Here is a 22527-nt window from a genome sequence, read left to right as displayed (position 1 = left end):
TGCTCGTGCGGCGCGCGCATCCGCACGGAATGCGCGCGCCCGATACCGCGCCTGCGGTTACTTGAGATTCGGGCACTGCATGCCCGGGTCCACATCCTTGAACGTCTGCAACACCTTCACCGAGCCGTCGGGCTGAATCTGCCCGAGCCGCATCGCGAGCGGCACGTGGCGGCTGCGGTTCATCTGCACCGTGCCGCGGGGCCCGTCGAACGACACCTCGCCGAGCGCCTTGACGACTTTCGCGGGATCCGTCGAGCCGGCCTTTTCAACCGCCGCCTTGTAGAGAAAAAACGCCTCGTATTGCGGCTCCGACAACTCGTTCGGCGTCTTCGCATCCGCGCCGAACTTGCTGTCGAGCGCGGCCTTGAACTTCCTGTTCTGCGGCGTATCGATGCTGGTGAGATAGGACGCCGCCAGATAGACGCCGCTCGCGACATCGCCCATGCCTTTGGCCGTGCCCTCGTCGATCGCGAGGTTGCCGTACGGCAGCGTGAGGCCCGCGCTCTTCAACTGCTTGGCGAGCGCCACGTTCGGCGCGCCGCCGGCCGTCGCGCTGATCAACGCATCGGGCTTCGCCGCGCGGATCTTCGAGAGCACCGGCGTCCAGTCCGTGCCGTCGATCGGCAGATATTCCTCGCCGATCACCTTGCCGCCGTGCTGCTCGATGTACTGCTTCGTGAAGTCGAGCATGCCGCGCCCGAACGCATAATCGTTGCCGACAAGATAGAACGTCTTCGCGCCCTTCGTCTTGCTGAAGTAATCGACGATCGGCGCGACGACCTGCTCGGGCACCCAGCCGTTCACGTACATCCACGGGCTGCACGAGCGGCCCTCGTAGAACGAGGTGTAGATGAACGGCTTCTTGCCGCGCGCGACGATGGGCAGCGCGGCGTTACGTGCGGCGCTCGTTTCCATCGAGATGATCGCGTCCACGTTTTTCTGGAACACCAGCGTGTCGTAGGCCTTCTGCGCGCCGACCGCGCCGGACGCATCATCGGCGATTTCGAGTTCCACCGGCCGACCCAGAATGCCGCCGGCCGCGTTGATCTCGGCGACCGCGAGTTGCGACGACTGAACGACAGCCGGCGCGACCACGCTGTTGGCGCCCGACAGGCCGACCGCGACGCCGATCTTGATCGGCTCGGCCGCCGCCGCGCCCAGCCAGGCGCCGAAAGCCGCCGCCGCGACGGCGGCAGCGATGATGCGTTTGAACGACGTCATGATGCTTCCTCGTAGTTGTGGTGATGCGTGGAGGGTTCGTGATGCGGTCTTGCCGGTACGTCTTGTCGGTGGCGGCCTCGCCTGTCAAGCAGAGCCGCGCGCGGTCTTCGTGCCGAGCATCGCGTCGTACAGATCAACGCGCCGGTCGAGCAGGACGTGATTGCGCGGATTCAGCGTGCGTCCCGCGCGTGTGCGGGCGACGTCGATCGTGCCGTAGAGGATTTCCTCGCGATCGGCGCTGGCAGGCCCGGCGATCGGCCAGCCGTCGCCGCCCACGATCAGGCTCTGGCCGAGGAACGGTTGGCCACGCTCGGTGCCCACGCGATCCGCGCAGGCAATCGCGAGGCCGTTGCTGTGCGCGGCGGCCATGGCCAGCGTCGTCGCCATGGCCGGACGGTCGTCGGGCTGTGAGGGCATCGGCACCCAGTTGGTCGGCACGCAGACAAGATCGGCGCCCTGCATCGCGGCAAGACGGAAGGTCTCCGGAAACCAGGCGTCGTAGCAGATCGCCATGGCGATCCGCCCAAGCGGCGTGGCAAATACCGGCACGCCCAGGTCGCCCGGCTCGAAGAAGCGCTTTTCCTCGTTCCAGAGATGCAGTTTTCGATAGACGCCGAGCGGCCCCGCCGGTCCTGTGAGCAACGCCGAGTTATAGATCTTTTCACCAGCCCGCTCGGCGACGCCGCTAACGATATGGATTCCGAACTGTCTGGCGAGCGCATCGAAAGCCCGCGCCGCCTCGCCATCCGGCAACGGTTGCGAGAGCGCATACGCCTCCTCCCGGCTCTCGAACACATAACCGCTATTGGCTAGCTCCGGCAACACCACGAGCGCGGCGCCGTTGCGCGCGGCACTTTCGATAAGCATGCACGCGCGCTCGACGTTCTCGCGCGCGGCACCGACATGCGGCTCCATTTGCACGCACGCGACGACGAAACGGCCGGGTTGTTGATCTGCACTGACGTACGACTCCATCGTGTTGGATCTCCAGAAAACAAAAAAGCCCCCAAACCGGCGTCATACGACGCAAGTTCGGGGGCTACGTAGCCTTCCATATGTAGCGCGGCAACGCTGCCGCGGAAGCGCAAATCGAACGAAGTCGACCTCGCGCCTCAGTGGAAGCGAATGTAAAAAGCCAAATTGCCCATGTCAAGCAGATTTAGCGACGTTCGAACTCGTAAAGTTCGACGTGCGGGTGTCAGGCAAATGTATGCCGACGTGCGGCGGCAGAAGACGGTCGCCAGCCGATAAGTCCTCGTATGCCCGTCCTCGGCGATCTCGCGTGGCCATATCGAAGCGCCGACGCTTCGCGATGCCGAGGACCTGGCGGCACTTATCGCAGCCCTTACTGCGACTTCGTCAGATCCTGCCCAATTGCGGCGACAACGGCCTGCTCGCAATCCTTGAGGCCGGCGACCGACTGGTCGAACTGGTCGATCAACGTGCCGAAACCGCCGTAGTGATATTTTGTATCGGCTTCGAGTCAAGCAGACGAGCGCGGACAACGCCCCTCGGAATGCCCTGGTGGCCGCGATGACTATGAAGACGCCATTGCCTTCATCAGAGCAGGCCCATCGCCGATGCTTTTAGCGTGGCCGCCGCGCGCGTCGAACATTCGAGCTTACGGAAAATGCTTTCCACATGCGTACGCACCGTACTCGGACTCAACGTCAACTCACGCGCGGCTTCCTTGTTGCTCGACCCGAGAGAGATCGCACGCAGAACCTCGATTTCACGTACGGTCAAATGCACATTGTGCTGCGCGGCTTTCACCGGAATGATCGGGGATCTCGCGAACGCCTGCCCTTCGGCCAGCAGCGCATTGACGGCTTCGCTACACAGCCGGCCGTTGGCCACCTCGTTACGCAATTGTTGCGCGGCTTCATCGGCAGGCAATTCGGCACGCCATGGACGCCGCGAGCGCAACGCGACCCACGCCACCGAAGCCGCCAGCACGCGCGCCTCGAGCGTCAACGCGGCGCCGCTCAGACCGCGAAAATAGCCGGAGCCATCCAGCCGTTCGTACGCGTATGAAGCAAGCTCGGTCGCCTGTGCGAGCACGCCTGTTTGCTTGCCAGCCCGCGCAGTCCAGTACGGCACCAGCCGCACTTTTTCCCACGCGCTCGCGGGCAAAGACGTGTCCTGATTCCAGATGCTGTTCGGCACCGCGGCACGTCCAATGCCGTGCAGCAAACCAGCACGATAGACGCGTGATTGTGCCGCTTCGTCCAGGGCCAGCCGCTCGCAACACGCTGCCGCGGTTGCCGCAACCCGGCGCGAGAAGCCGGTCATCCACGGAAGTTTGAGATCCACGACGTCAGCAATCAACTCCGCCGACGAAGCTTGCTGCATGGCCGGCGTTGACAACGCACGATCGAAATCGACATCGCGCATTTTCTCGATTTCCTGCAGCCAGGCAGGCGCATTGGATACCGCGATATCGACAAGATGCGCCGGATAACGCGCGTCGGCGCGCTGCCTGATGAGTGCAATTGCACGCTCGACGCCGTACACGCGGCCGAACGCCTCCAGATCACCCGCGAGGGCGACCACGTAGACCGACATCGGCACCGCGTCACGCGCGACACCGTGGGGCGTGCCACTGCCGTCCCATGCTTCGAAGATGTGGCGCAGCGTGTTTTCGGTCGGTCCCGCGAGCCCGAGCAAACGCGCGACTTCGCCCGACACCTCGCAATGAATCCGCGCGAGCGGCATGAGCACCGCGGCGGGCCCCCCGAGCGCGCCGAGCGGTTCGATCCAGCCTGGCCGGTTTTCGACCATCTTCGCGCGGATCGCGATGTCGTCGCCGAACACCTCGGCGAATCCCGCCGCGTTACCCGTGCAGCCGGACCATCGCAGCAGCGACGCCTCGCGAACCGTTGCGTTTTCGTCCGCGTTCAGACCGGCTGCCTGCGCGAGACGCGCGGCAATCCAACCTGTACGCAACGAATGATCGGTTGGCTGCCCCATGCTCAGATCGCCAATGAAAGCGAGTGCCTTTACCGAATCAAATACTCGAATCGGCGTCTGGCTTTTCGGGTCAGCGATCGTCATGGAGAAAAATAAACGCGAGTAAATGCATGTTGATCACTATATACGCAACAGATCTTGCTGGGCGAATCGGTCATTCGACCGATACCGCCGCCGCGACTTCGCCGCGATGATTTTCACCCGTCACGCCGTTTGCGACTTCCACGGCGGCCATCGCGAGCCAGCGGACACGCTTTTTTCATGCCGCCAGCGGCGACGCAATGTCGGAAATCGGGCGTTCCGGCGTTCTGGCATGCGGGCTCGCATAAAGGGAAAGGGAACGATCAACATGCAGGAAAGCGTGGAAAAAATCTGCATCCTCGACGGCGGGCTGACTCGAGTCGAGGACGGATCGATCTATTTGCCCGGCGTGAGCGTCGGTGTGCCAGCAACGCTCAGTTGCAATGCCTACCTGATTCGTCAAAAAGCAAAATGGCTGCTCTGGGACACCGGCACGCCCGACGCTTTCTACGCCCATCCCGGCGGAAAAATCGTTGCTGACGGTATGCGCGCCATCGTGGTTCGTACGATCGCCGCCCAATTCGAAATGATCGGTCTCTCCCCTGACGACGTCGACATTATTATGTTTTCGCATGCGCACTATGATCATGTCGGCAATTCCTGTCTATTCAGAAACGCCAAATGGTTCGTTCAGCAGCACGAACACGAGGCGATGTTCGGCACACAAGCGGACAGTTTCGGCTATCTGCCTGAGTTCTATTCGGCGATGCGCGACAACGAGGTCGAACTCCTGCAAGGAGATTGCGATCTGTTCGACGACGGGGCCATTCGCCTGATCCACACGCCCGGACTGACTCCTGGGCATTGCTCATTATTCGTTCGACTTCCTCGTACCGGCCCGGTCATTCTTGGTGGAGACGTCGCGCACAACTGCCTCGACCTCCAATATCGTCGAGTCCCTTCGTTCAGCACTGATCGTGAGGCTTCGGTCGCTTCGATGCGCAAGATCGAGGAATTGGCCCGCAAGGAAGGGGCCAGAATCTGGATCAATCACGACACGATGCAAAGCGCAACGTTGCCGCATGCTCCTGCCTGGATTTACTGAAAGCAAGATTGGAGGCGTGGCGATCCATCGGTCATTCGACCGATAACGGTCTGCGTCCCCGGATGCGATAGTTCCAGGCGCCCGTTCCCCATTCTATTTCGTCGACAGCGAGGTTGTCTCGATGCATGCACCAATCCATCCCGCGTGGGTTCGCATTTTCCACTGGGTCAACGCTGTCGCCGTCATCGTCATGTGTTTGAGTGGCTGGCAAGTGTATGAGGCTTCGCCCATTTTCAGCGCCATTCGATTTCCCGTCTCCATCACGTTGGGTGGATGGCTGGGCGGAGCATTGCTCTGGCATTTCGCGTTCATGTGGATACTGGTCGCGAATTTCGGCGCTTATCTCGTCGCGAATCTCAGCACAGGACGCCTGCGTGAAAAATTCTTGCCGCTCAGTCTTCGTGCAGTAGTCACCGACCTCGTTGCGGCACTGCGCGGCAAGCTCAGTCACGGCGATCCCGGCCAATACAACGCCGTGCAGAAGTTGGCTTATCTCGTCGTGATTGCTGACATCGTGCTGGTGGTGTTGTCAGGTCTGGCTGTCTGGAAGCCGGTGCAGTTGCCGCTTCTGTGTGCGTCGATGGGCGGTTTCGATCAGGCACGCGTCGTCCACTTCTTCGCAATGAGTGTTCTGGTCGGCTTTTTTGCCATCCATGTCGCAATGGTCGCGCTGGTTCCGCGGTCTTTGCTCACCATGATCCGGGGACGCTAACCATGACTTCGCGGAAAACCGTACGGCAGCTCGACGGCGCATCGATCATCAAAGACGCGCGAAAAGCACTCCCGTCGTCTTCACGACGCCTGTTTGGCAAACGCATTCTGACTTTGGGCGGACTCGCTTTATTGTCGGGTTGCGATCTGAAGAGCGAAGAATCAGTCAATACCCTGCTGCGCAGAATGTCTTCATTCAACGATCGCGTACAAGCCGTCATGTTCAATCCGAACACACTGGCCCCGACGTATCCGGAATCGATGATTACGCGGCCATTTCCGTTCAATGCTTACTATGACATCGACGAAGTTCCGGAGGTCGACAGGCAGACTTATCGGCTTGAAGTCAGCGGTCTCGCGAAAGGAAAACGCATCTGGTCGCTTGACGAATTACACGCGATGCCGCAGCAGAGCCAGATTACGCGGCATATCTGCATTGAAGGCTGGAGCGCGATAGGTCAATGGGGCGGCGTGCGGTTTTCCGATTTTCTCTTGCGCGCCGGCGTGGATACGACCGCGAAATATGTCGCCCTGCACTGCGCCGATAACTACTGGACCAGCATCGATATGCCAACGGCGCTGCATCCCCAGACGCTCCTTACGCTGACTTACGGCGGCGCCACACTCCCCGCAAAGTATGGTTTCCCGTTGAAGCTTCGCATTCCCACGAAGCTCGGCTACAAGAACCCCAAACACATCGTCGCCATTACCGTCGGCAACGAATTTCCCGGTGGCTATTGGGAAAACCAGGGCTACAACTGGTTCGGTGGATCCTGAACGCCCATTAGCCGATTTCTTCTCGACCCAACCCGCTCTCGGAGCAACTATGCCCACTCATTTCAAAATTGCCTTTTGCTTTGTAGCATTCACGCTCGCCGGCGCGGCATTCGCAGGCACGCCTGCCGATAAGCCTGAACGCATTCGCGGCGAGATCGTGTCGTTCGCCGGCAACGCGCTCAAAGTGCATCGGCGCAGTGGAGACACCGTAACCATCGATATGCAGCAGTCGGCCGGTGTCAACGCCGTGAAGGCGATCCAGCTTGCCGACATCAAACCCGGCTCTTATGTCGGCGCGGCCGCGATTCCCGGCCCCGACGGCAAACTGACGGCCAGGGAAGTACTGGTCTTCCCTGAAGCGGCGCGCGGAACGGGCGAAGGCCACTACGCGTGGGACCTCGGTGCGAACAGCACCATGACGAATGCCAACGTGGACACCGTGGTGCAAAGCACCAGCGGCCGCGATCTCACACTCTCATACAAAGGCGGATCCAACACCATCAACGTGCCCGCCAACGTGCCGGTCGTCACGCTGATCCCGGCAACGCGCGCGGAATTGATCGCTGGCAAAAAGGTCTTTGTCGTGGCGATTCCGAAGACGTCCAGCACGTTTGACGGCAAGCTTGTCGTGGTCGAAAAGGATGGCGTCGCCCCGCCGATGTAATACGGCATGAATTGCGCCGTGATTCTGGCCGCAGATCACGGTCGCACTGCCTCCTGCGGGCCAATTCGCTTTCATTGACGACTCGGTGAATCCGAATATCGCGCCATTCAAGGGCAAATCCATTTCGCCCGAACAGGAGCGGATGACTCGCCCGCGCGCGATCGCCTGCAATGTCCGCACACATTACGTGTGAAGAGTCGATGACCGGGGAAGCCATGTTGTGCCGGAATTCCCGATCATCGAGCGAGGCGTCGACCGATCGATGCTTCGGTCTTTACGTCGATCGGCTCGTCGTGACGTGCTCCCCGTTAGCGATCCTTTCGGCGAGGCGGATCACCCAGTCGCGGTAAGCGAAGCCTCATGGTCTCGATGTCCGACCCGCCTCATCCGCACGCCGCGCAAGATGATCGACAACGCGCTGCGCAGCGGGCTGCAACTGGTCGAAGCTTCTGAAGCACACCACGAAGCGACGTTCCGCCCACGTATCGACGAGCGGAATCGTCTTCACCTTGAACACCCTGGTGTACGTCGCCGCCACTTCTTCCGGGACCACGCTGATACCGAGTCCCGCCGCCACAACCCGGAATCCCGCATCGAAACTCGACACGATCACGCGATACATCAGCGCCGCGCCTTCGCTCGCCGCCGCGCGTTGAAGCATGGCATGCACGGCGGTGGTCGGCGGCAGCCCCACATGCTCATACGCGAAAGTTTCCCGAAACGCGATCGAGCGTTTGCCCGCCAGCGGATGGTCGGGATGCACGGCCAGCGCGAGACGATCGCGACGGTAAGCGCGATGCTGCAATCCCTGCAGATCGACGTTGTCCCAGCACACGCCGATGCTGGCGACGCCTTCGCGCAACTGGCGCACGAGTTCGTGCGACTGCCGCTCCTCAACGTCCACGCGGATATTCGCATTAGCCGGCTCGCGCATGAACGACGCGACATCGTCGAGCAGCGTTTCCGCGATCGCCGACGCCGACGCGCAAATGCTTACGCGACCGCGCAAACCACCGCCAAACGCCGCGATGTCGCTGCCAATCCGCTCGACGGTGAACAACACCGTGCGCGCGTGTTCGAGCAGCGCGAGACCCGCGCCGGTCGGCGACACGCCGCGCCGCGAACGGTCGAGCAGCGGCACGCCGAGGTCCGCTTCGAGTTGCGCGATCCGCTTGCTGATCGCCGACGGCTCGATATGCGCCTCCTCGGCGGCCCGCGCGATGTTGTGATGATCGCAAACGGCCACGAAGAGCCGCAGGGTTTTCAGGTCGAGATCGCGCAAGGTGTTTGTCTCCTGTGACATTCCGGATCGGAATCCTGGTGCTTCCGGAATGCCGCTTTACTAGTTTTCGGGAATGTCTAAAGTTAGCACGACGCTGGCGATTCGACGACCGGCGAGTTCCCGGAGACAGCTTCATGCCCCCACTTCCCCGCCACGCCGTGATCCGCGAAGTCGGCCTTCGCGACGGCCTGCAAAGCCTGCCGCGCATCGTGGCGACCGAACAGAAGATCGAGTGGATTCGCGCCGCCCACGCGGCCGGTCAACGCGAGATCGAAGTCGGTTCGTTCGTGCCCGCCCGGCTGTTGCCACAGCTCGCCGATACCGCCGCGCTCGCCGCCTTCGCGAAGACGTTGCCGGACCTCTCGGTGTCGGTGCTCGTGCCGAATCTGAAAGGCGCCGAAAAGGCGTTCGAAACACAGGCCGATCTGCTGCTCGTGCCGCTTTCGGCGAGCCTCGAACACAGCCTCGCCAACCTGCGCAAAACGCCCGATGAGGTCATCGCCGAGGTCGCCCGCATTCGTGCGGCGCGCGACGCGTCGGGCGCGAAAACGCTGATCGAAGGCGGCATCGGCACGGCGTTCGGCTGCACGCTTCAGGGCCACGTCGCGCCCGACGAGGTGCTGCGCTGCATGCAGGCGCTGCTCGATGCCGGCGTCGATCGCGTGAGCATCGCGGACACGGTCGGCTACGCCGGACCGCGCGCCGTGCACGACCTGTTCGCGAAGGCGCGCAGGATCGCCGGCGATCGTCTCTGGTGCGGCCACTTTCACGACACGCGCGGCCTCGCGCTCGCCAACGTCTACGCGGCGCTCGAAACCGGCGTGAACCGCTTCGACGCGACGCTCGCCGGCATCGGCGGCTGTCCGCATGCGCCGGGCGCGAGCGGCAACGCGTCGACCGAAGACCTCGCGTTCATGCTCGCCGAAATGGGCATCGATACGGGCCTCGACCTGCCCGCGCTGCTGGATCTGCGCGCGCAGGTCGCCCGCTGGCTCGACGGCGAAACCCTGCACGGCGCACTGTGGCGCGCCGGTCTGCCCAACACTTTCGCGCGCGCGTCGAAGCGCGACGCGCTGACCGCCTGAGGAAACCGACATGGCCAACACGACACGATTGCCGCTCGACGGCGTCCGGGTGATCGAATTCACGCACATGGTGATGGGGCCGACGTGCGGCATGATCCTCGCCGATCTCGGCGCCGAAGTCATCAAGATCGAGCCGCCCGACGGCGACAAAACGCGCTCGCTGCCAGGCCTCGGCATCGGCTTTTTCCGCTCGTTCAACCGCAACAAGAAGAGCGTCGTGCTCGATCTTGCCACGCCGGAGGGCCGCGAAACGGCCGCCGAACTGGCCGACACCTGCGACGTGATGATCGAAAACTTCCGCCCCGGCCTGATGCGGAAGATGGGCCTCGACTACGCCACGCTCTCGGCGCGCAATCCGCGCCTGATCTACGTCTCGCACAAGGGTTTTCTGCCGGGGCCGTACGAGAAGCGGCTCGCCCTCGACGAAGTCGTGCAGATGATGGGCGGCCTCTCGTACATGACCGGACCCGCGGGCCGCCCGCTGCGCGCGGGCACGTCGGTCAACGACATCATGGGCGGCATGTTCGGCGCGATCGGCGTGCTCGCCGCGTTGCGCGAACGCGAGTCGACCGGACTCGGGCAGGAGGTGCAAAGCGCGCTGTTCGAGAACTGCGTGTTTCTGTCGTCGCAACACATGCAGCAGTTCGCGATGACGAACGAAGCGCCGCCGCCCATGCCGTCGCGCGTCTCGGCGTGGAGCGTCTACGACGTGTTCACACTCGCCGACGACGAGCAGCTTTTCATCGGCGCCGTGAGCGACAAACAGTTCGTCACGCTGTGCGATGTGCTGCATTGCCCGCAACTCGCCGAAACGCCGCGCTTCGCCACCAACGCGCTGCGCGTCGCCGTGCGGGCGGAACTACTGAGCTGTCTCGGCGAGGTCCTCAAACATCGGCGCGTCGACGAACTTGCGCCGAAGCTCGAAGCTGCCGGCATCCCGTATGCGCCGATCGTGCGGCCCGATCAGTTGATGAACGATCCGCATCTGAAAGCGAGCGGCGGCCTCGTGCCGATGCAAACCGACGACGGCGGCACGACCGACGTCGTGCTGCTGCCGATCACGATGGGCGGCCGCCGTCCGGGCGTGCGCCAGGCGCTCGCGCGCGTCGGCGAACACACGCAGGAGATCCTGTCGCGACTCAAGGCGCGGGTGAACGCATGAACGATCACGCGCGCAACGACCGGCGGCCGCCATGACGGACTAACGCCTCACGCCATCCATGAGCATTCGTCAGAAATGCCATTTCTTGGAAAAAATCAGGAGACATTCATGCAGCAGACCGTCCCCGCGGGCGCCGTCCCGCTCGTCCCGCATGCCGTGCGCGTCGGCCTTCAACCCGGCGCGGAAATCGCCGCGCGCATCGATCGCCTGCCCATGACGCGGCATCTCTGGATGCTCGTCCTGCTGATCTCGCTCGGCGGCTTCTTCGAAATCTACGATCTGATCTTCACGGGTTACATCGCACCCGGCATGGCGAAAAGCGGCGTGCTCGCCACGACGACGCACACGTTCTTCGGCTGGAACGGCATAGCGGGTTTCATCGCGGCGACGTTTGCGGGGCTCTTCGTCGGGACCTTCTGCTTCGGCTGGCTGCCGGACCGCTTCGGGCGGCGCAGCGTGTTCACGATTTCGCTGCTCTGGTATTCGATCGGCTCGGCGATCATGGCGTTCCAGACCTCGCCGGAAGCGCTGCTGTTCTGGCGCTTCGTCACCGGCATCGGCGTGGGCGTCGAGATCATCACGATCGACAGTTACGTGACCGAACTCGTGCCGCAACACATGCGCGGACGCGCGATGGCCTTCAACCAGATGGTGATGTTCGCCGCCGCGCCGGTCTCCGCGATCCTCTCGTACTGGCTCGTGCCGACCGCGGTGTTCGGCATCGACGGATGGCGCATCGTCGTGCTGGCCGGATCGGCGGGCGCGCTGCTCGTCTGGTTCGTGCGGCGCTCGGTGCCGGAGAGTCCGCGCTGGCTCGCTTCGCATGGCAAACCGGAAGCGGCGGAGCAGATCGTTTCGCGCATCGAGACGATCGTTGCCACGCAATCGCGTGCGCCGCTGCCGACGCCGCATCCTGTCATCGTGCAGCCCGAGCATCGCCGCGCGTCGTTCGCCGAGCTGCTTCAGCCGCCGTATCGATCGCGCTTCCTGATGCTCGTCGTGTTCAATCTGTGTCAGGCGATCGGCTATTACGGCTTCGCGAACTGGGTGCCGACGCTGCTGATCGGGCAAGGCATCACGATCACGAAGAGTCTGCTTTACTCGTTCATCATCGCGTTCGCGCTGCCGGTCGGGCCGATGCTGTCGATGCTGTACGCCGATCGGTTGCAACGCAAGTGGCTGATCGTCGGCGGCGCGCTGGTCGTGATCGTGTGCGGCCTCGCGTTCGCGCAAACGCGCAGCGTGGCGATGCTGATCGCGCTCGGCGTGTTGATCAGCTTTGCGGGGCAGACGATCTCGGTGTGTTATCACGCCTACCAGGCCGAGCTGTTTCCAACCGCTATCCGCTGCCGCGCGAATGGCCTCGTCTATTCGGCGAGCCGCGTCGGGGCGATGTTCTCCGGCTTCTTCATCGCGGCGTTGCTGCGCGACTTCGGCGTGGCGGGCGCGTTCACGGGCATCACGGCGTGCATGTTCGTGGTCGCCTTGTCGATTGGACTATTCGGCCCGCGCACCAACGGCATGCGGCTGGACGAACTGAATCACTGAAGCACCGTGAGGCGATAAGCACGCGCGTTGGCCCTTAAAACATGGACTCGCGCGCGTTGCATGCTTCCACGACTGGCCGCGACAATCTGAGGCCAGCCTCGGTTTCGGCCACGTCGATCGATCTGCGACTTAACAAAATTGTCAGCGGAGCAACATCTTCGTGTCAGACGGTCTGGTATATGCTTGTGCGCGACGTTGCCGATCACCCGCGAGCGCACGACATGCGGGTTCGGCGTCACGTTCAAGCGGTTTCACGCATAATCGCTGTGAAGCCGCTTTATCTTCGGACTCACACTCACTCTTCGTCGCACCACTTCCGTATTAATGTCACGTAGCAAAAACGTCTCCACCGCACCGCTCCCCTCTGCTTCTCCCCAGTTTTTGCAGCGCCCGCTGGACGAAAAAACGGCCACCGAAATGGCGCTCGCGCATCACCTTACATTCGCAGCCTGCAAAAGCTGGGCGGGCACCACGCGCCTCGTCAGCGAACTGGTGCGGATGGTCTATCTCACCTTCTACGTGCAATGCGAAGGTTACGGCGATACCGAGATCGCGCAGTTCGCGAACGCCGAAGCCGCACTGGAAACCTGCATTCTGCGCGCGGGCGACGACGAAACATGCCGTATTTCACCGGTCGAAAGCGCGCTGGTCGAGCCCATTCTTCAGCAGGCCGACACGCAGTTGTTTCTCGCGCCACGGCAGGCGTTGATCGAGGCGTATCAGCGACTCGATCGATTCCTGCGGAGTTCGAATGAGTCGCCATTGCCGCAACTGTCGATGTAGACATGCGACGCACGCGCACTACCCGCGCGTGCGCGCCTTCTCCGACGGCTTGCTGACAAGCGCATCGTGCGTTTCCGCCAGCACCTCGACGAACGCCGAAGCGAGGCGCTCACGCGGCCGGTTCGGCGGAAACAGCAGATACATCGGGAACATGACGGCGGGCGCGAACGGCCGGATCGCGATATCGGGCCCGGCGAAATCGCGCGCGACGATCGGATGCGCCAGCGTCACGCCCATGCCGCTGCGCACCATCTCGCAGCAGATCGCCGTGTATTGCGCCTCGATCGCGAGCACGCGCTCCACGCCCGCGCGCACGAACACTTCATCCATCTGCGCACGCGTGCCGTCGCCGTGACACAGTGAAATAAACGATTCGCCTTCGAGATCCTCCGGACGGATCGAGCGCTTCTTCGCAAGCCGGTGATGCGCGGGCATCACACACACGGCCGCCACCTTCGAGAGCAATTCGACCTCGCAGTTCGACGCCTCGCTCACATAGACCGCCACGCCCAGATCGCAGAACTGCGAAGCGGTCCAGTGATTGACCGTGCCCGACGTGTTCACGTGCAGCGAAACCGTCACGCCCGGATAGCGGTCCTGAAAGCGCTTGAGCGCGTGCGGCACGAGCGTGAGACCGGCCGACGGCATCGCCGCGATGCGCAACCGACCGCTGCCCAGATTGCGGATCTGCGCCGCCGCGTTCGCAAGCCCTTGCAGACCCACATACGCGCGCTCCACTTCGCGAAAGAACGCCTCGCCTTCGCTCGTCGGAATGAGCCGCACGCCCACGCGCTGAAAGAGCTTGAGGCCGGTGTCGCGTTCGAGCTGTGCGATCAGGCGGCTCACGTTGGGCTGCGAGGTGAATAGCGCCTTCGCGGCGGCCGTCATCGAGCCGGAGACCATCACCGCGCGGAACGCCTCGACGTGTTTCAGATTCATTGCCAACCCTCCTGGGCTTAACCCTGATCCATATCATCTGTGCATAGATGGCTATTTTATTCGTATTGGACGATATGAATAACGCGGGCGAGACTGCAACGCATCGGCGCACGAGTCCTACGCCGCCGGCCCCCACAATCGAATGGAGATCGTCGTCATGGATCACGCCTTGCGCCGCCGCTCGTATCGTCTCGCCCTGCCCCGCGCGGCCGCCCTTCTGGCCTTCAGCGCCGCCTGCGCCAGCACCCAGTTCGCCCACGCCGAAACCACGCTCTACGTCGCCAATGTGGGCGGCTCGAACGAGCAGCTTTATCGTCAGAAGGTGATTCCGCCGTTCGAGAAAGCGCACGACGTGAAAATCGTCTACGTCGCGGGCAATTCGAGCGACACGCTCGCCAAGCTGCAGGCGCAGAAGGGTCATCAGCAGATCAATGTGGCGGTGATGGACGACGGCCCCATGTATCAGGCGATGCAGCTCGGCCTGTGCGCCAAGGTCGACGACGCGCCCGTCATGAAAGACCTTTACCCGCTCGCACGGCTCGGCCCGAACGCCGTGGGCGTGGGCATGGTGGCGACCGGCATCGGCTATAACGCGGATGCGTTCAAAAAGCTCGGCCTGCCCGCGCCCGATTCGTGGAAGGCGCTCGAAGACCCGCGCCTGAAGGGCAAGCTCGGGGTGCCGCCGATCACCAATACCTACGGCCTGCATACGCTCGTGATGCTCGCGCGCCTGAACGGCGGCGGCGAGAAGAACATCGACCCCGGCTTCGCGGCGATGACGAAACAGGTCGCGCCGAACGTGCTCTCGTGGGCGCCCACGCCGGGCGAGATGGACGGCCTCATGCAAGGCGGCGACGTGATCGCCGCGCCCTACGGCAGCGGTCGCGCCGTGGCGCTGCAAAACACCGGCTTCCCGCTCAAGTTCATCTACCCGAAGGAAGGCGGCGTGGCGCTGCAGGTGGCCGCGTGCGCGCTCGCCGAAAACGCCCAGCCGCAACTCTCGCAGCAGTTCATCCAATACCTGCTGAGCCCCGAAGTGCAGGCGATGCAGGCGCAGGCCATCGGTCTCGGCCCCGTCAACAAGACCGTCAAGCTCGCGCCGGAGGTCGCCGCGCGCGTGCCCTACGGCCCCGATCAGGTCGCGAAGCTCACCGCGATGGACTGGACCACCATCAACCAGCATCGCACCGAGTGGACCGAACGCTGGAACCGCTCCGTCGAGCGTTGAGCACGCAACGATTCGTCTGGCCACGGCTTTTCAAGGACTGCGCGCATGAGCTTTCTCACCCTGCAAGGCATCTCGAAGCGCTACGGCGACTTCACGGCGATCGAGCAACTAGACCTCTCGGTCGAACGCGGCGAGTTTCTTTCGCTGCTCGGCCCCTCGGGCTGCGGCAAGACCACGACGTTGCAGATGATCGCGGGCTTCGTCGCGCCGAGCACCGGCCGCGTGACGCTCGACGGCCGCGACATCACGCAATTGCGGCCCGAAAAGCGCGGCATCGGCGTGGTGTTTCAAAGCTACGCGCTGTTTCCGCATATGACGGTGGCGGCCAACGTGGGCTTCGGGCTCGAAATGCGCAAGATGCCGCGCGCGCAACGTGCCGAACGCATTGCCGAAGCGCTCGCGCTCGTGCGCCTTTCCGGCCTCGACGCGCGTTATCCGAAGGAGCTGTCGGGCGGTCAGCGCCAGCGTGTGGCGATTGCGCGCGCCATTGCCATGCAGCCCGAACTGCTGCTGCTCGACGAACCGATGTCGAATCTCGACGCCAAGCTGCGCGAGGAAATGCACATCGAACTGCGCGCGATCCAGAAGCGGCTCGGCATCACGACCATTCTCGTCACGCACGATCAGGTCGAGGCGATGACGATGAGCGACCGCATCGCCGTCATGCATCGCGGCACCATTGCGCAATTGAGCACGCCATTCGACGCCTACGAGCGCCCCGCGACGCCGTTCGCCTCCACCTTCCTCGGCCGCACCAACTCGCTCGCGGGCGAAGTGCTGCGCCGCAATCCGCGTTGCGCCGAAGTGGCCGTGGCGAGCACGACGCTGCATGTACCGCACGAAGGCCGCGAGGTCGCGGGATCGGTGCACGTCTATATCCGCCCCGAGAAAATGCGGCTCGCGAATGGCGATGCCGGCGACGCGCGCGTGCACGGCCGCATCGCCACGCGCGTGTTCGTCGGCAACCAGTGGCTGCTCGTCGTCGATACGGAGCTTGGGCGGTTGCACGTCGCGCAGTCGAACACGGGCGCGCCGCCGCCGGAAGAAGGTCACGAAGTGGGCCTCGCCTGGACCGACGACGATCTGCGCGTGCTCACGCGGGAGAGCGCTCATGGCCACGCTTGACGATCCGCGCGGCGGCGCCGCGCCCTGGCTGCTCTCCGCGCCCGCGCTCGTGCTGTTTCTCACACTGCTGCTCGCGCCGCTGCTGCTCACGTTGGTGCTGTCGTTTCATACCTTCAACGATCTCGCGGGCGTGCAGCGCGGCTGGACGATATCGAACTATCTCGAAGTCATCAGCGATCCTTACTATGGTGTGATCTTTCTGCGCACGGCGGGGCTCGCCTTCGCGGTCACGCTGCTTTCGATCGTGCTCGGCGTGCCCGAAACCATCGTGCTCGCACGCATGCGCAAACCGTGGCAATCGATCTGCCTGCTGATCGTGCTCGGTCCGCTGCTGATTTCGGTGGTCGTGCGCACGCTCGGCTGGCAGATTCTGCTCGGCAACAACGGCGTGCTGAACAACGCGCTGCAAGCGCTGCACATCACCGACGAACCCGTGCGCCTCGTCTTCACGATGACCGGCACGATCATCGCGCTCACGCACGTGCTGGTGCCCTTCATGGTGATGTCGGTCTGGGCCACGCTGCAAAAGCTCGATCCGCAAGTGGAATGGGCTGGGCTCTCGCTCGGCGCGTCGCGCTGGCGCGTGTTCCGCCGCGTGGTGCTGCCGCAGATCCTGCCTGGCGTGCTTTCGGGTTCGATCATCGTGTTCGCGCTCTCGGCCTCGGCGTTCGCCACGCCCGCGCTGATCGGCGGACGCCGCCTCAAGGTGGTCGCCACCGCCGCCTACGACGAGTTCCTCGGCACGCTGAACTGGCCGCTGGGCGCGAGCATCGCGGTGCTGCTGCTGATCGCCAACGTGGCCATCGTGATGGGTTGCAGCCGTCTCGCCGAACGCCGCTTCAAGCACATCTTCGATTGAGGGAGACGCCATGCAACGCAACGGATTTCTCGGCCTCGCCTTCAACGCGCTGTTTCTGCTGTTTATCGTCGCGCCGCTCGCCGTGGTGATGCTGGTCGCGTTCACGGACAAGGGCTACATCTCGATGCCGTTCGACGGCGCCTCGCTGCGCTGGTTTCGCGCGATCCTCGACAACGCCGACATCGTCTCGGCGTTCTGGCTCTCGACGCGGCTCGCGTTCGCGGCGGCCACCATCGGCGTCGCGCTCGCGGTGCCCGCCGCGCTCGCCATCGCGCGCTATCGCTTTCCGGGCCGCGGTGCGCTCACGAGCTTCTTCCTCTCGCCGATGATGATTCCCGCCGTCGTGCTCGGCATTGCGTTTCTGCGCTTTCTTTCGCTGCTGCATCTGAGCGGTTCGTTCTGGGCGCTGGTCGCCGCGCATGTCGTGATCGTGCTGCCCTACGCGCTGCGCCTCGCGCTCTCGTCCGCGATCGGCCTCGACCGCGACGCCGAACGCGCGGCGCTCTCGTGCGGCGCGAGCCGCCTCACCGCGTTCCGCCGCGTGGTGCTGCCGATGATCCGCACCGGCGTCGCGGGCGGCTGGGTGCTCTCGTTCATCCAGAGTTTCGACGAGCTGACCATGACCATTTTCGTCGCGACGCCCGGCACGACCACGCTGCCCGTCGCCATGTACAACCAGATCGCGCAGACGATCGATCCGCTCGTCACCTCGGTGTCGGCGGTGCTGATCGTCGGCACGGTCGCGCTGATGCTGGTGCTCGACCGCATGGTCGGCCTGGACCGCATTTTGATCGGAGAAGCCCGATGACTCACACCCCCAGCGCAAGCCCCGACGTACTCGTGATCGGCGGCGGCCTCGTGGGCTCCGCCGTCGCCTGGGGACTCGCGCGCGAGGGCGCGCGCGTGACCGTGCTCGACGAGGACGATGGCGGCTTTCGCGCCTCGCGCGGCAATTTCGGCCTCGTCTGGATTCAGGGCAAGGGCTATGGCCGCACGCCTTACGCGCGCTGGTCGCGCAGTTCGGCGGTGCGCTGGCCGCAACTCGCCGCCAGCCTGCTCGAAGACAGCGGCGTGGATGTCGCGCTGCGCCAGCCAGGCGGCTTCCATATCTGCTTTTCGGATGCCGAACTGGCCGAGCGCCAGACGCGTCTCGCCGCACTGCAAGCCGAAATCGGCGATTACCCGTTCGAGCTGCTCGATCATCGCGAACTGCGCGAGCGGCTGCCGGGCATCGGCCCCGCCGTCGTCGGCGCGAGCTATTCGCCGATGGACGGCCACGTCAATCCGCTCAAGCTGCTGCGCGCGCTGCATACGTCGATGCAGCGGCGCGGCGTGCGGCTCGTCTCCGGCGCGCGCGCGCAGCGCATCGTGCCGGAGCGCGGCGGCTTCGCGGTCGAGAGCGCGGCGGGCACCTTTCGCGCGGGCCGTATCGTGCTCGCCGCGGGTCTCGGCAACCGCGCGCTCGCGCCGCAAGCGGGCCTGTTCGCGCCGGTTGCGCCCAATCGCGGCCAGGTGCTGGTGAGCGAGCGCGTCGCGACGTTTCTGCGCTATCCGACCATCAACGTGCGGCAGACCGACGAAGGCACCGTGCAGTTCGGCGACTCGATGGAAGAAGCGGGCTTCGACGATCTCACGACGACGCCGATTCTCGCCGACATCGCGCGGCGCGGCGTGCGCGCGTTTCCGATGCTGCAACACGTGCGGCTCGTGCGCATGTGGGCAGCGCTGCGCGTCTACAGCCCCGACGGCTTTCCGATCTACGACGAATCGCCCGTGCATCCGGGCGCGTTCGTCGTGACCTGCCACAGCGGCGTGACGCTCGCCGCCGCGCACGCGCTGCGCATCGCGCCGTGGATCACGGGCGCGCCGATGCCCGAGGAAGTGCCCGCGCTGTCGGCGCTGCGTTTTCCCGACGCGCCGCGCGAGTGGGCCGCCGCCTTCGATGCCGCCGCGGCCGACGCGGCCCCGCGCGTTGCCGCGCTCTGACGCTTACTAGATATCGCTCACCGGATCCGCCATGACCGCCCGACCGACTCAATCGACTTCCTCGCTATTCAAACCGCTCGCGGACGCCGAAGCGCCCGTCGACATCTGGTTCAACGACGCGCCGCTGCGCGTGCCGGGCGGCCGCTCCGTCGCCGCCGCGCTGCTGGCCGCGGGCGTCGCGCGCTTTCGCTCGACGCCGGTTTCGGGCGCGCCGCGCGCACCCTACTGCATGATGGGCGCGTGCTTCGAATGCCTCGTCGAAATCGACGGCGTGCCCGCGCGCCAAAGCTGCATGGTCGAGGTGCGCGACGGCATGCGCATCCGCTCGCAGGAAGGCGCGCGCGATCTGCCGCCCGAACTCATGCAGGACGCCACGCCCGCCGCCACACAAAACGCCCCTGCACTGGAGAACGCTGATGGCCGTTGACCACACCACATCGAGCGCTCAGCAAGCCGATCTTCATCGCGCCGAACCCGTCGATCTCGTCGTGGTCGGCGCGGGTCCGGCGGGCATGAGCGCCGCCACGCGTGCCGCGCGCGCGGGCCTGTCGGTCGTGATGATCGACGAACAGAACGCCGTCGGCGGCCAGATCTACCGCGCGATCGAACGCGCCGACGCGCGCCGCAAGGAGATCCTCGGCCCCGACTACGCGGCAGGCGCGGCCATCGCCGAGGACTTCGTGCGCTCGGGCGCGCGCCATCTGCCGGGCGCGACGGTCTGGCAGGTCACGCGCGAGCGCTCGGTCCACTACCTCAAGGACGGCAAGGTCGGCAGCTTCGCGGCGCAGCGCGTGATCCTCGCGAGCGGCGCACTCGAACGGCCCTTCCCGATTCCGGGCTGGACGCTGCCCGGCGTGCTCACGGCGGGTGCGGCGCAAATCCTCCTGAAAAGCGCGGGCGAAGTGCCCGCCGCGCCACCCGTGCTCGCGGGCTGCGGCCCGCTGCTTTATCTGCTCGGCTGGCAGTACGTGCGCGCGGGCGTGCCGATCCGCGCGCTCGTCGATACCACGCGTCACGAAGATCGCTGGCGCGCGAAGTCGCATCTGTTCGCGGCGTTGCGCGCGTGGCCGTTCCTGAGCAAAGGCCTGCAATTGCTGCGCACGTTGCGCGACGCGCGCGTGCCGATCTACGAAGGCGCCGACGATCTCGCGATCGAAGGCACGCAGGGTGCGGACGGCACGCAGCGCGCCGCCGCGCTCACTTTCACGTCGCAGGGCCGCGCGCAACGCGTCGAAGCCGATGTGATCCTGCTGCATCAAGGCGTCGTGCCGAACACGCAGTTCACGCAGGCGCTGCGCGCGGCGCATCGCTGGGACCCCGTGCAACTCTGCTTCACGCCGCAGACCGACGCCTGGGGCGAACTCGACGTGCCCGGCATTTTCGTGGCCGGCGACGGCGCGGGCATCGGCGGCGCGCAGGCGGCCGCGCAAGAGGGTACGCTCGCCGCGCTTGCCGTCGCGTCGCAACTCGGCATGCTCGACACCGCCACGCGCGAGCGCGAAGCCCACGCGCACCGCGCGGCGCTCGCACGCGTGATGCGCATCCGTCCGTTTCTCGACAGCCTCTATCGTCCGCGCGACGCCAACCGCATTCCCGCCGACAGCACCATCGTCTGCCGCTGCGAAGAAGTGACGGCGGGCGAACTGCGCGGCTTCGTCGCGCTCGGCTGCGTCGGGCCGAATCAGGCGAAATCCTTCGGACGCTGCGGCATGGGACCGTGCCAGGGACGCCTGTGCGGCTTGACCGTGACGGAAGTGATCGCCGACGCCCGAAAGGTCCAGCCGGACGAAGTCGGCTACTACCGCATCCGTCCGCCGATCAAACCGATCACGCTCGGAGAACTCGCCGGTGAATGAGCAACCCGCCCGCGCGCAGCAGGAAGCCGACGTGCTCGTGATCGGCGGCGGCCTGCACGGCACCAGCAGCGCGTTCCATCTTGCGCGGCGCGGCGCGAGCGTGATCGTGCTCGAAGCCGATTACGTCGCGCGCCATTCGTCGGGCGTGAACGCGGGCGGCGTGCGCACGCTCGGCCGTCCGCTGCCCGAAATTCCCCTCGCGCTGCGCTCGCGCGAACTCTGGCACACGCTGCCCGAGTTGATCGGCGACGACGGCGGCTTCGTGCCCTCGGGCCAACTGAAGATCGCCGAAACCGACGCGGAACTCGACGAATGCCGCGAGCGCGTCGCGCTGCTGAACGCGCACGGCTTCACGCACGAAACGCTGATCGACCGCGAACGCGTGCTCGAACTCGAACCGGCGCTCGCACGACACGTGACGGGCGGCATCTGGGTCGAGCGCGACGGCTACGCGCTGCCGTATCGCACCACCACGGCGTTTCGGCTCGCCGCGCAGCGGCTGGGCGCGCGCTTTGTCGAAGGTACGCCAGTCGCGCGCATCGAGCCGCACGGCGAGCGCTGGCTCGCGCACACGCCGCGCGGCACCTTCGCGGCGCGCCAGCTGCTGGTGGCGGCGGGCGCGTGGTCGGGCGAACTCGCGCGCCAGGCGGGCGAGCCCGTGCCCGTGCATCCCGAAGGACTGATGCTGATGGTCACGCAGCGCGTTGCGCCGTTCTGCCGCGCGACGCTCGGCGCGACCGGACGGCCGCTCTCGTTCAAGCAATTCGACAACGGCACGGTCGTGATCGGCGGCAAGCTGATCGGTCACGCCGATCTGCCGGGTCGGCACGGCGAAGTCGATTTCATGCGGCTCGTGAAAAGCGCGCGGACCGTCGTCGATCTGTTTCCGCATCTGCGCGATCTGGGCGTGAACCGCGCGTGGGCGGGCGTCGAAGCGTTCACCGACGACGCGCTGCCGGTGATTTCCGCGAGCCGCACCGCGAGCGGCCTCTATTACTCGTTCGGCTATTGCGGCAGCGGATTTCAGCTTGGCCCGGCCTGCGGCCAGGTCGTGAGCGAACTCATGCTCGACGGCGCGCCTTCGGTGCCACTCGACGCGTTCGCCATCGACCGGTTCGGGCGCGAAACACGCGAAGCGCCTTCGGCCGCCGTGGATCACGCGGCCACGCACTAGCCCGCACGTTCCCCATCATTCAACCGCGCTC

Annotated in this window: 21 protein-coding genes; 16 read left to right on the top strand and 5 right to left on the bottom strand. The window is 64.9% G+C overall.

Annotated features, from left to right (window positions below):
* Window positions 1–57: 57 nt before the first annotated feature.
* The 3 genes from G5S35_RS29830 to G5S35_RS29820 form a co-directional block, all read right to left on the bottom strand.
* Window positions 58–1221, bottom strand: a complete 1164-nt coding sequence (locus G5S35_RS29830; protein WP_074983528.1) for a substrate-binding protein — start codon at window positions 1219–1221, stop codon at window positions 58–60.
* A gap of 84 nt (window positions 1222–1305) precedes the next feature.
* A complete protein-coding gene (locus G5S35_RS29825) occupies window positions 1306–2196 on the bottom strand; it encodes a nitrilase family protein (protein ID WP_183039686.1) in 891 nt (296 codons plus the stop codon).
* 585 nt (window positions 2197–2781) lie between these two features.
* A complete protein-coding gene (locus G5S35_RS29820; RefSeq protein ID WP_183039685.1) occupies window positions 2782–4275 on the bottom strand; it encodes an HD domain-containing phosphohydrolase in 1494 nt (497 codons plus the stop codon).
* 22 nt (window positions 4276–4297) lie between these two features.
* Between G5S35_RS29820 and G5S35_RS29815 the strand changes: the two genes are divergently transcribed.
* The 4 genes from G5S35_RS29815 (at window position 4298) to G5S35_RS29800 (ending at window position 7469) form a co-directional block, all read left to right on the top strand.
* On the top strand, window positions 4298–5317 hold the full coding sequence (locus G5S35_RS29815; protein WP_237181595.1) for an N-acyl homoserine lactonase family protein: 1020 nt from the start codon (window positions 4298–4300) through the stop codon (window positions 5315–5317).
* A gap of 121 nt (window positions 5318–5438) precedes the next feature.
* The gene (locus G5S35_RS29810; protein WP_074983521.1) at window positions 5439–6029 is read left to right on the top strand and encodes a cytochrome b/b6 domain-containing protein; all 591 of its coding nucleotides are present in this window, start codon (window positions 5439–5441) and stop codon (window positions 6027–6029) included.
* A gap of 2 nt (window positions 6030–6031) precedes the next feature.
* A complete protein-coding gene (locus G5S35_RS29805) occupies window positions 6032–6805 on the top strand; it encodes a molybdopterin-dependent oxidoreductase (protein WP_065062453.1) in 774 nt (257 codons plus the stop codon).
* Between the two features lie 49 nt (window positions 6806–6854).
* Window positions 6855–7469, top strand: a complete 615-nt coding sequence (locus tag G5S35_RS29800; RefSeq protein ID WP_065062455.1) for a hypothetical protein — start codon at window positions 6855–6857, stop codon at window positions 7467–7469.
* 358 nt (window positions 7470–7827) lie between these two features.
* Here G5S35_RS29800 and G5S35_RS29795 read toward each other — a convergent pair whose 3' ends face one another.
* Window positions 7828–8751, bottom strand: a complete 924-nt coding sequence (locus tag G5S35_RS29795) for a LysR family transcriptional regulator (RefSeq protein WP_065062457.1) — start codon at window positions 8749–8751, stop codon at window positions 7828–7830.
* A 134-nt stretch (window positions 8752–8885) separates the two neighbouring features.
* On the opposite strand from G5S35_RS29795, the gene G5S35_RS29790 reads away from it, so the two are divergent.
* The 4 genes from G5S35_RS29790 to G5S35_RS29775 all read left to right on the top strand — a co-directional run bounded on the left by G5S35_RS29790 (window position 8886) and on the right by G5S35_RS29775 (window position 13329).
* Window positions 8886–9836: a hydroxymethylglutaryl-CoA lyase gene (locus G5S35_RS29790; RefSeq protein WP_183039684.1), complete on the top strand. Its 951-nt coding sequence runs from the start codon at window positions 8886–8888 to the stop codon at window positions 9834–9836.
* A 10-nt stretch (window positions 9837–9846) separates the two neighbouring features.
* Window positions 9847–10998 carry a CaiB/BaiF CoA transferase family protein gene (locus G5S35_RS29785; protein WP_183039683.1) on the top strand — a complete coding sequence of 384 codons (1152 nt, stop codon included), beginning with the start codon at window positions 9847–9849 and terminating at the stop codon, window positions 10996–10998.
* 108 nt (window positions 10999–11106) lie between these two features.
* Window positions 11107–12546 carry an MFS transporter gene (locus G5S35_RS29780; protein ID WP_074983514.1) on the top strand — a complete coding sequence of 480 codons (1440 nt, stop codon included), beginning with the start codon at window positions 11107–11109 and terminating at the stop codon, window positions 12544–12546.
* Between the two features lie 381 nt (window positions 12547–12927).
* Window positions 12928–13329: a hypothetical protein gene (locus G5S35_RS29775; protein ID WP_231957671.1), complete on the top strand. Its 402-nt coding sequence runs from the start codon at window positions 12928–12930 to the stop codon at window positions 13327–13329.
* 18 nt (window positions 13330–13347) lie between these two features.
* Here G5S35_RS29775 and G5S35_RS29770 read toward each other — a convergent pair whose 3' ends face one another.
* The gene (locus G5S35_RS29770; RefSeq protein WP_065062467.1) at window positions 13348–14268 is read right to left on the bottom strand and encodes a LysR substrate-binding domain-containing protein; all 921 of its coding nucleotides are present in this window, start codon (window positions 14266–14268) and stop codon (window positions 13348–13350) included.
* Window positions 14269–14425: 157 nt separating this feature from the next.
* On the opposite strand from G5S35_RS29770, the gene G5S35_RS29765 reads away from it, so the two are divergent.
* The 8 genes from G5S35_RS29765 to G5S35_RS29730 are packed head-to-tail and all read left to right on the top strand — an operon-like array spanning window position 14426 to window position 22496.
* Window positions 14426–15496 (top strand): ABC transporter substrate-binding protein, encoded by a 1071-nt coding sequence (locus G5S35_RS29765; RefSeq protein ID WP_183039682.1) that lies wholly within the window; start codon window positions 14426–14428, stop codon window positions 15494–15496.
* A gap of 45 nt (window positions 15497–15541) precedes the next feature.
* Window positions 15542–16621 carry an ABC transporter ATP-binding protein gene (locus G5S35_RS29760; protein WP_065062469.1) on the top strand — a complete coding sequence of 360 codons (1080 nt, stop codon included), beginning with the start codon at window positions 15542–15544 and terminating at the stop codon, window positions 16619–16621.
* A complete protein-coding gene (locus G5S35_RS29755) occupies window positions 16608–17480 on the top strand; it encodes an ABC transporter permease (RefSeq protein ID WP_074983511.1) in 873 nt (290 codons plus the stop codon). Before G5S35_RS29760 ends, G5S35_RS29755 begins: the two co-directional genes overlap by 14 nt.
* Window positions 17481–17490: 10 nt before the next feature.
* Window positions 17491–18288 carry an ABC transporter permease gene (locus G5S35_RS29750; RefSeq protein WP_176079985.1) on the top strand — a complete coding sequence of 266 codons (798 nt, stop codon included), beginning with the start codon at window positions 17491–17493 and terminating at the stop codon, window positions 18286–18288.
* The gene (locus tag G5S35_RS29745) at window positions 18285–19466 is read left to right on the top strand and encodes an NAD(P)/FAD-dependent oxidoreductase (protein ID WP_183039681.1); all 1182 of its coding nucleotides are present in this window, start codon (window positions 18285–18287) and stop codon (window positions 19464–19466) included. The genes G5S35_RS29750 and G5S35_RS29745 overlap by 4 nt, the downstream gene beginning before the upstream one ends.
* A gap of 31 nt (window positions 19467–19497) precedes the next feature.
* On the top strand, window positions 19498–19893 hold the full coding sequence (locus G5S35_RS29740; protein WP_183039680.1) for a (2Fe-2S)-binding protein: 396 nt from the start codon (window positions 19498–19500) through the stop codon (window positions 19891–19893).
* A complete protein-coding gene (locus G5S35_RS29735; protein ID WP_183039679.1) occupies window positions 19883–21322 on the top strand; it encodes an FAD-dependent oxidoreductase in 1440 nt (479 codons plus the stop codon). The genes G5S35_RS29740 and G5S35_RS29735 overlap by 11 nt, the downstream gene beginning before the upstream one ends.
* The gene (locus G5S35_RS29730; RefSeq protein ID WP_183039678.1) at window positions 21315–22496 is read left to right on the top strand and encodes an NAD(P)/FAD-dependent oxidoreductase; all 1182 of its coding nucleotides are present in this window, start codon (window positions 21315–21317) and stop codon (window positions 22494–22496) included. The genes G5S35_RS29735 and G5S35_RS29730 overlap by 8 nt, the downstream gene beginning before the upstream one ends.
* Window positions 22497–22527: the final 31 nt, after the last annotated feature.

It is taken from the genome of Paraburkholderia tropica (genome assembly GCF_014171495.1).
Lineage (GTDB): Bacteria > Pseudomonadota > Gammaproteobacteria > Burkholderiales > Burkholderiaceae > Paraburkholderia > Paraburkholderia tropica.
The sequence above is the reverse complement of the archived record's forward strand: the minus strand, read 5'-3'. Positions and strand labels throughout refer to the sequence as shown.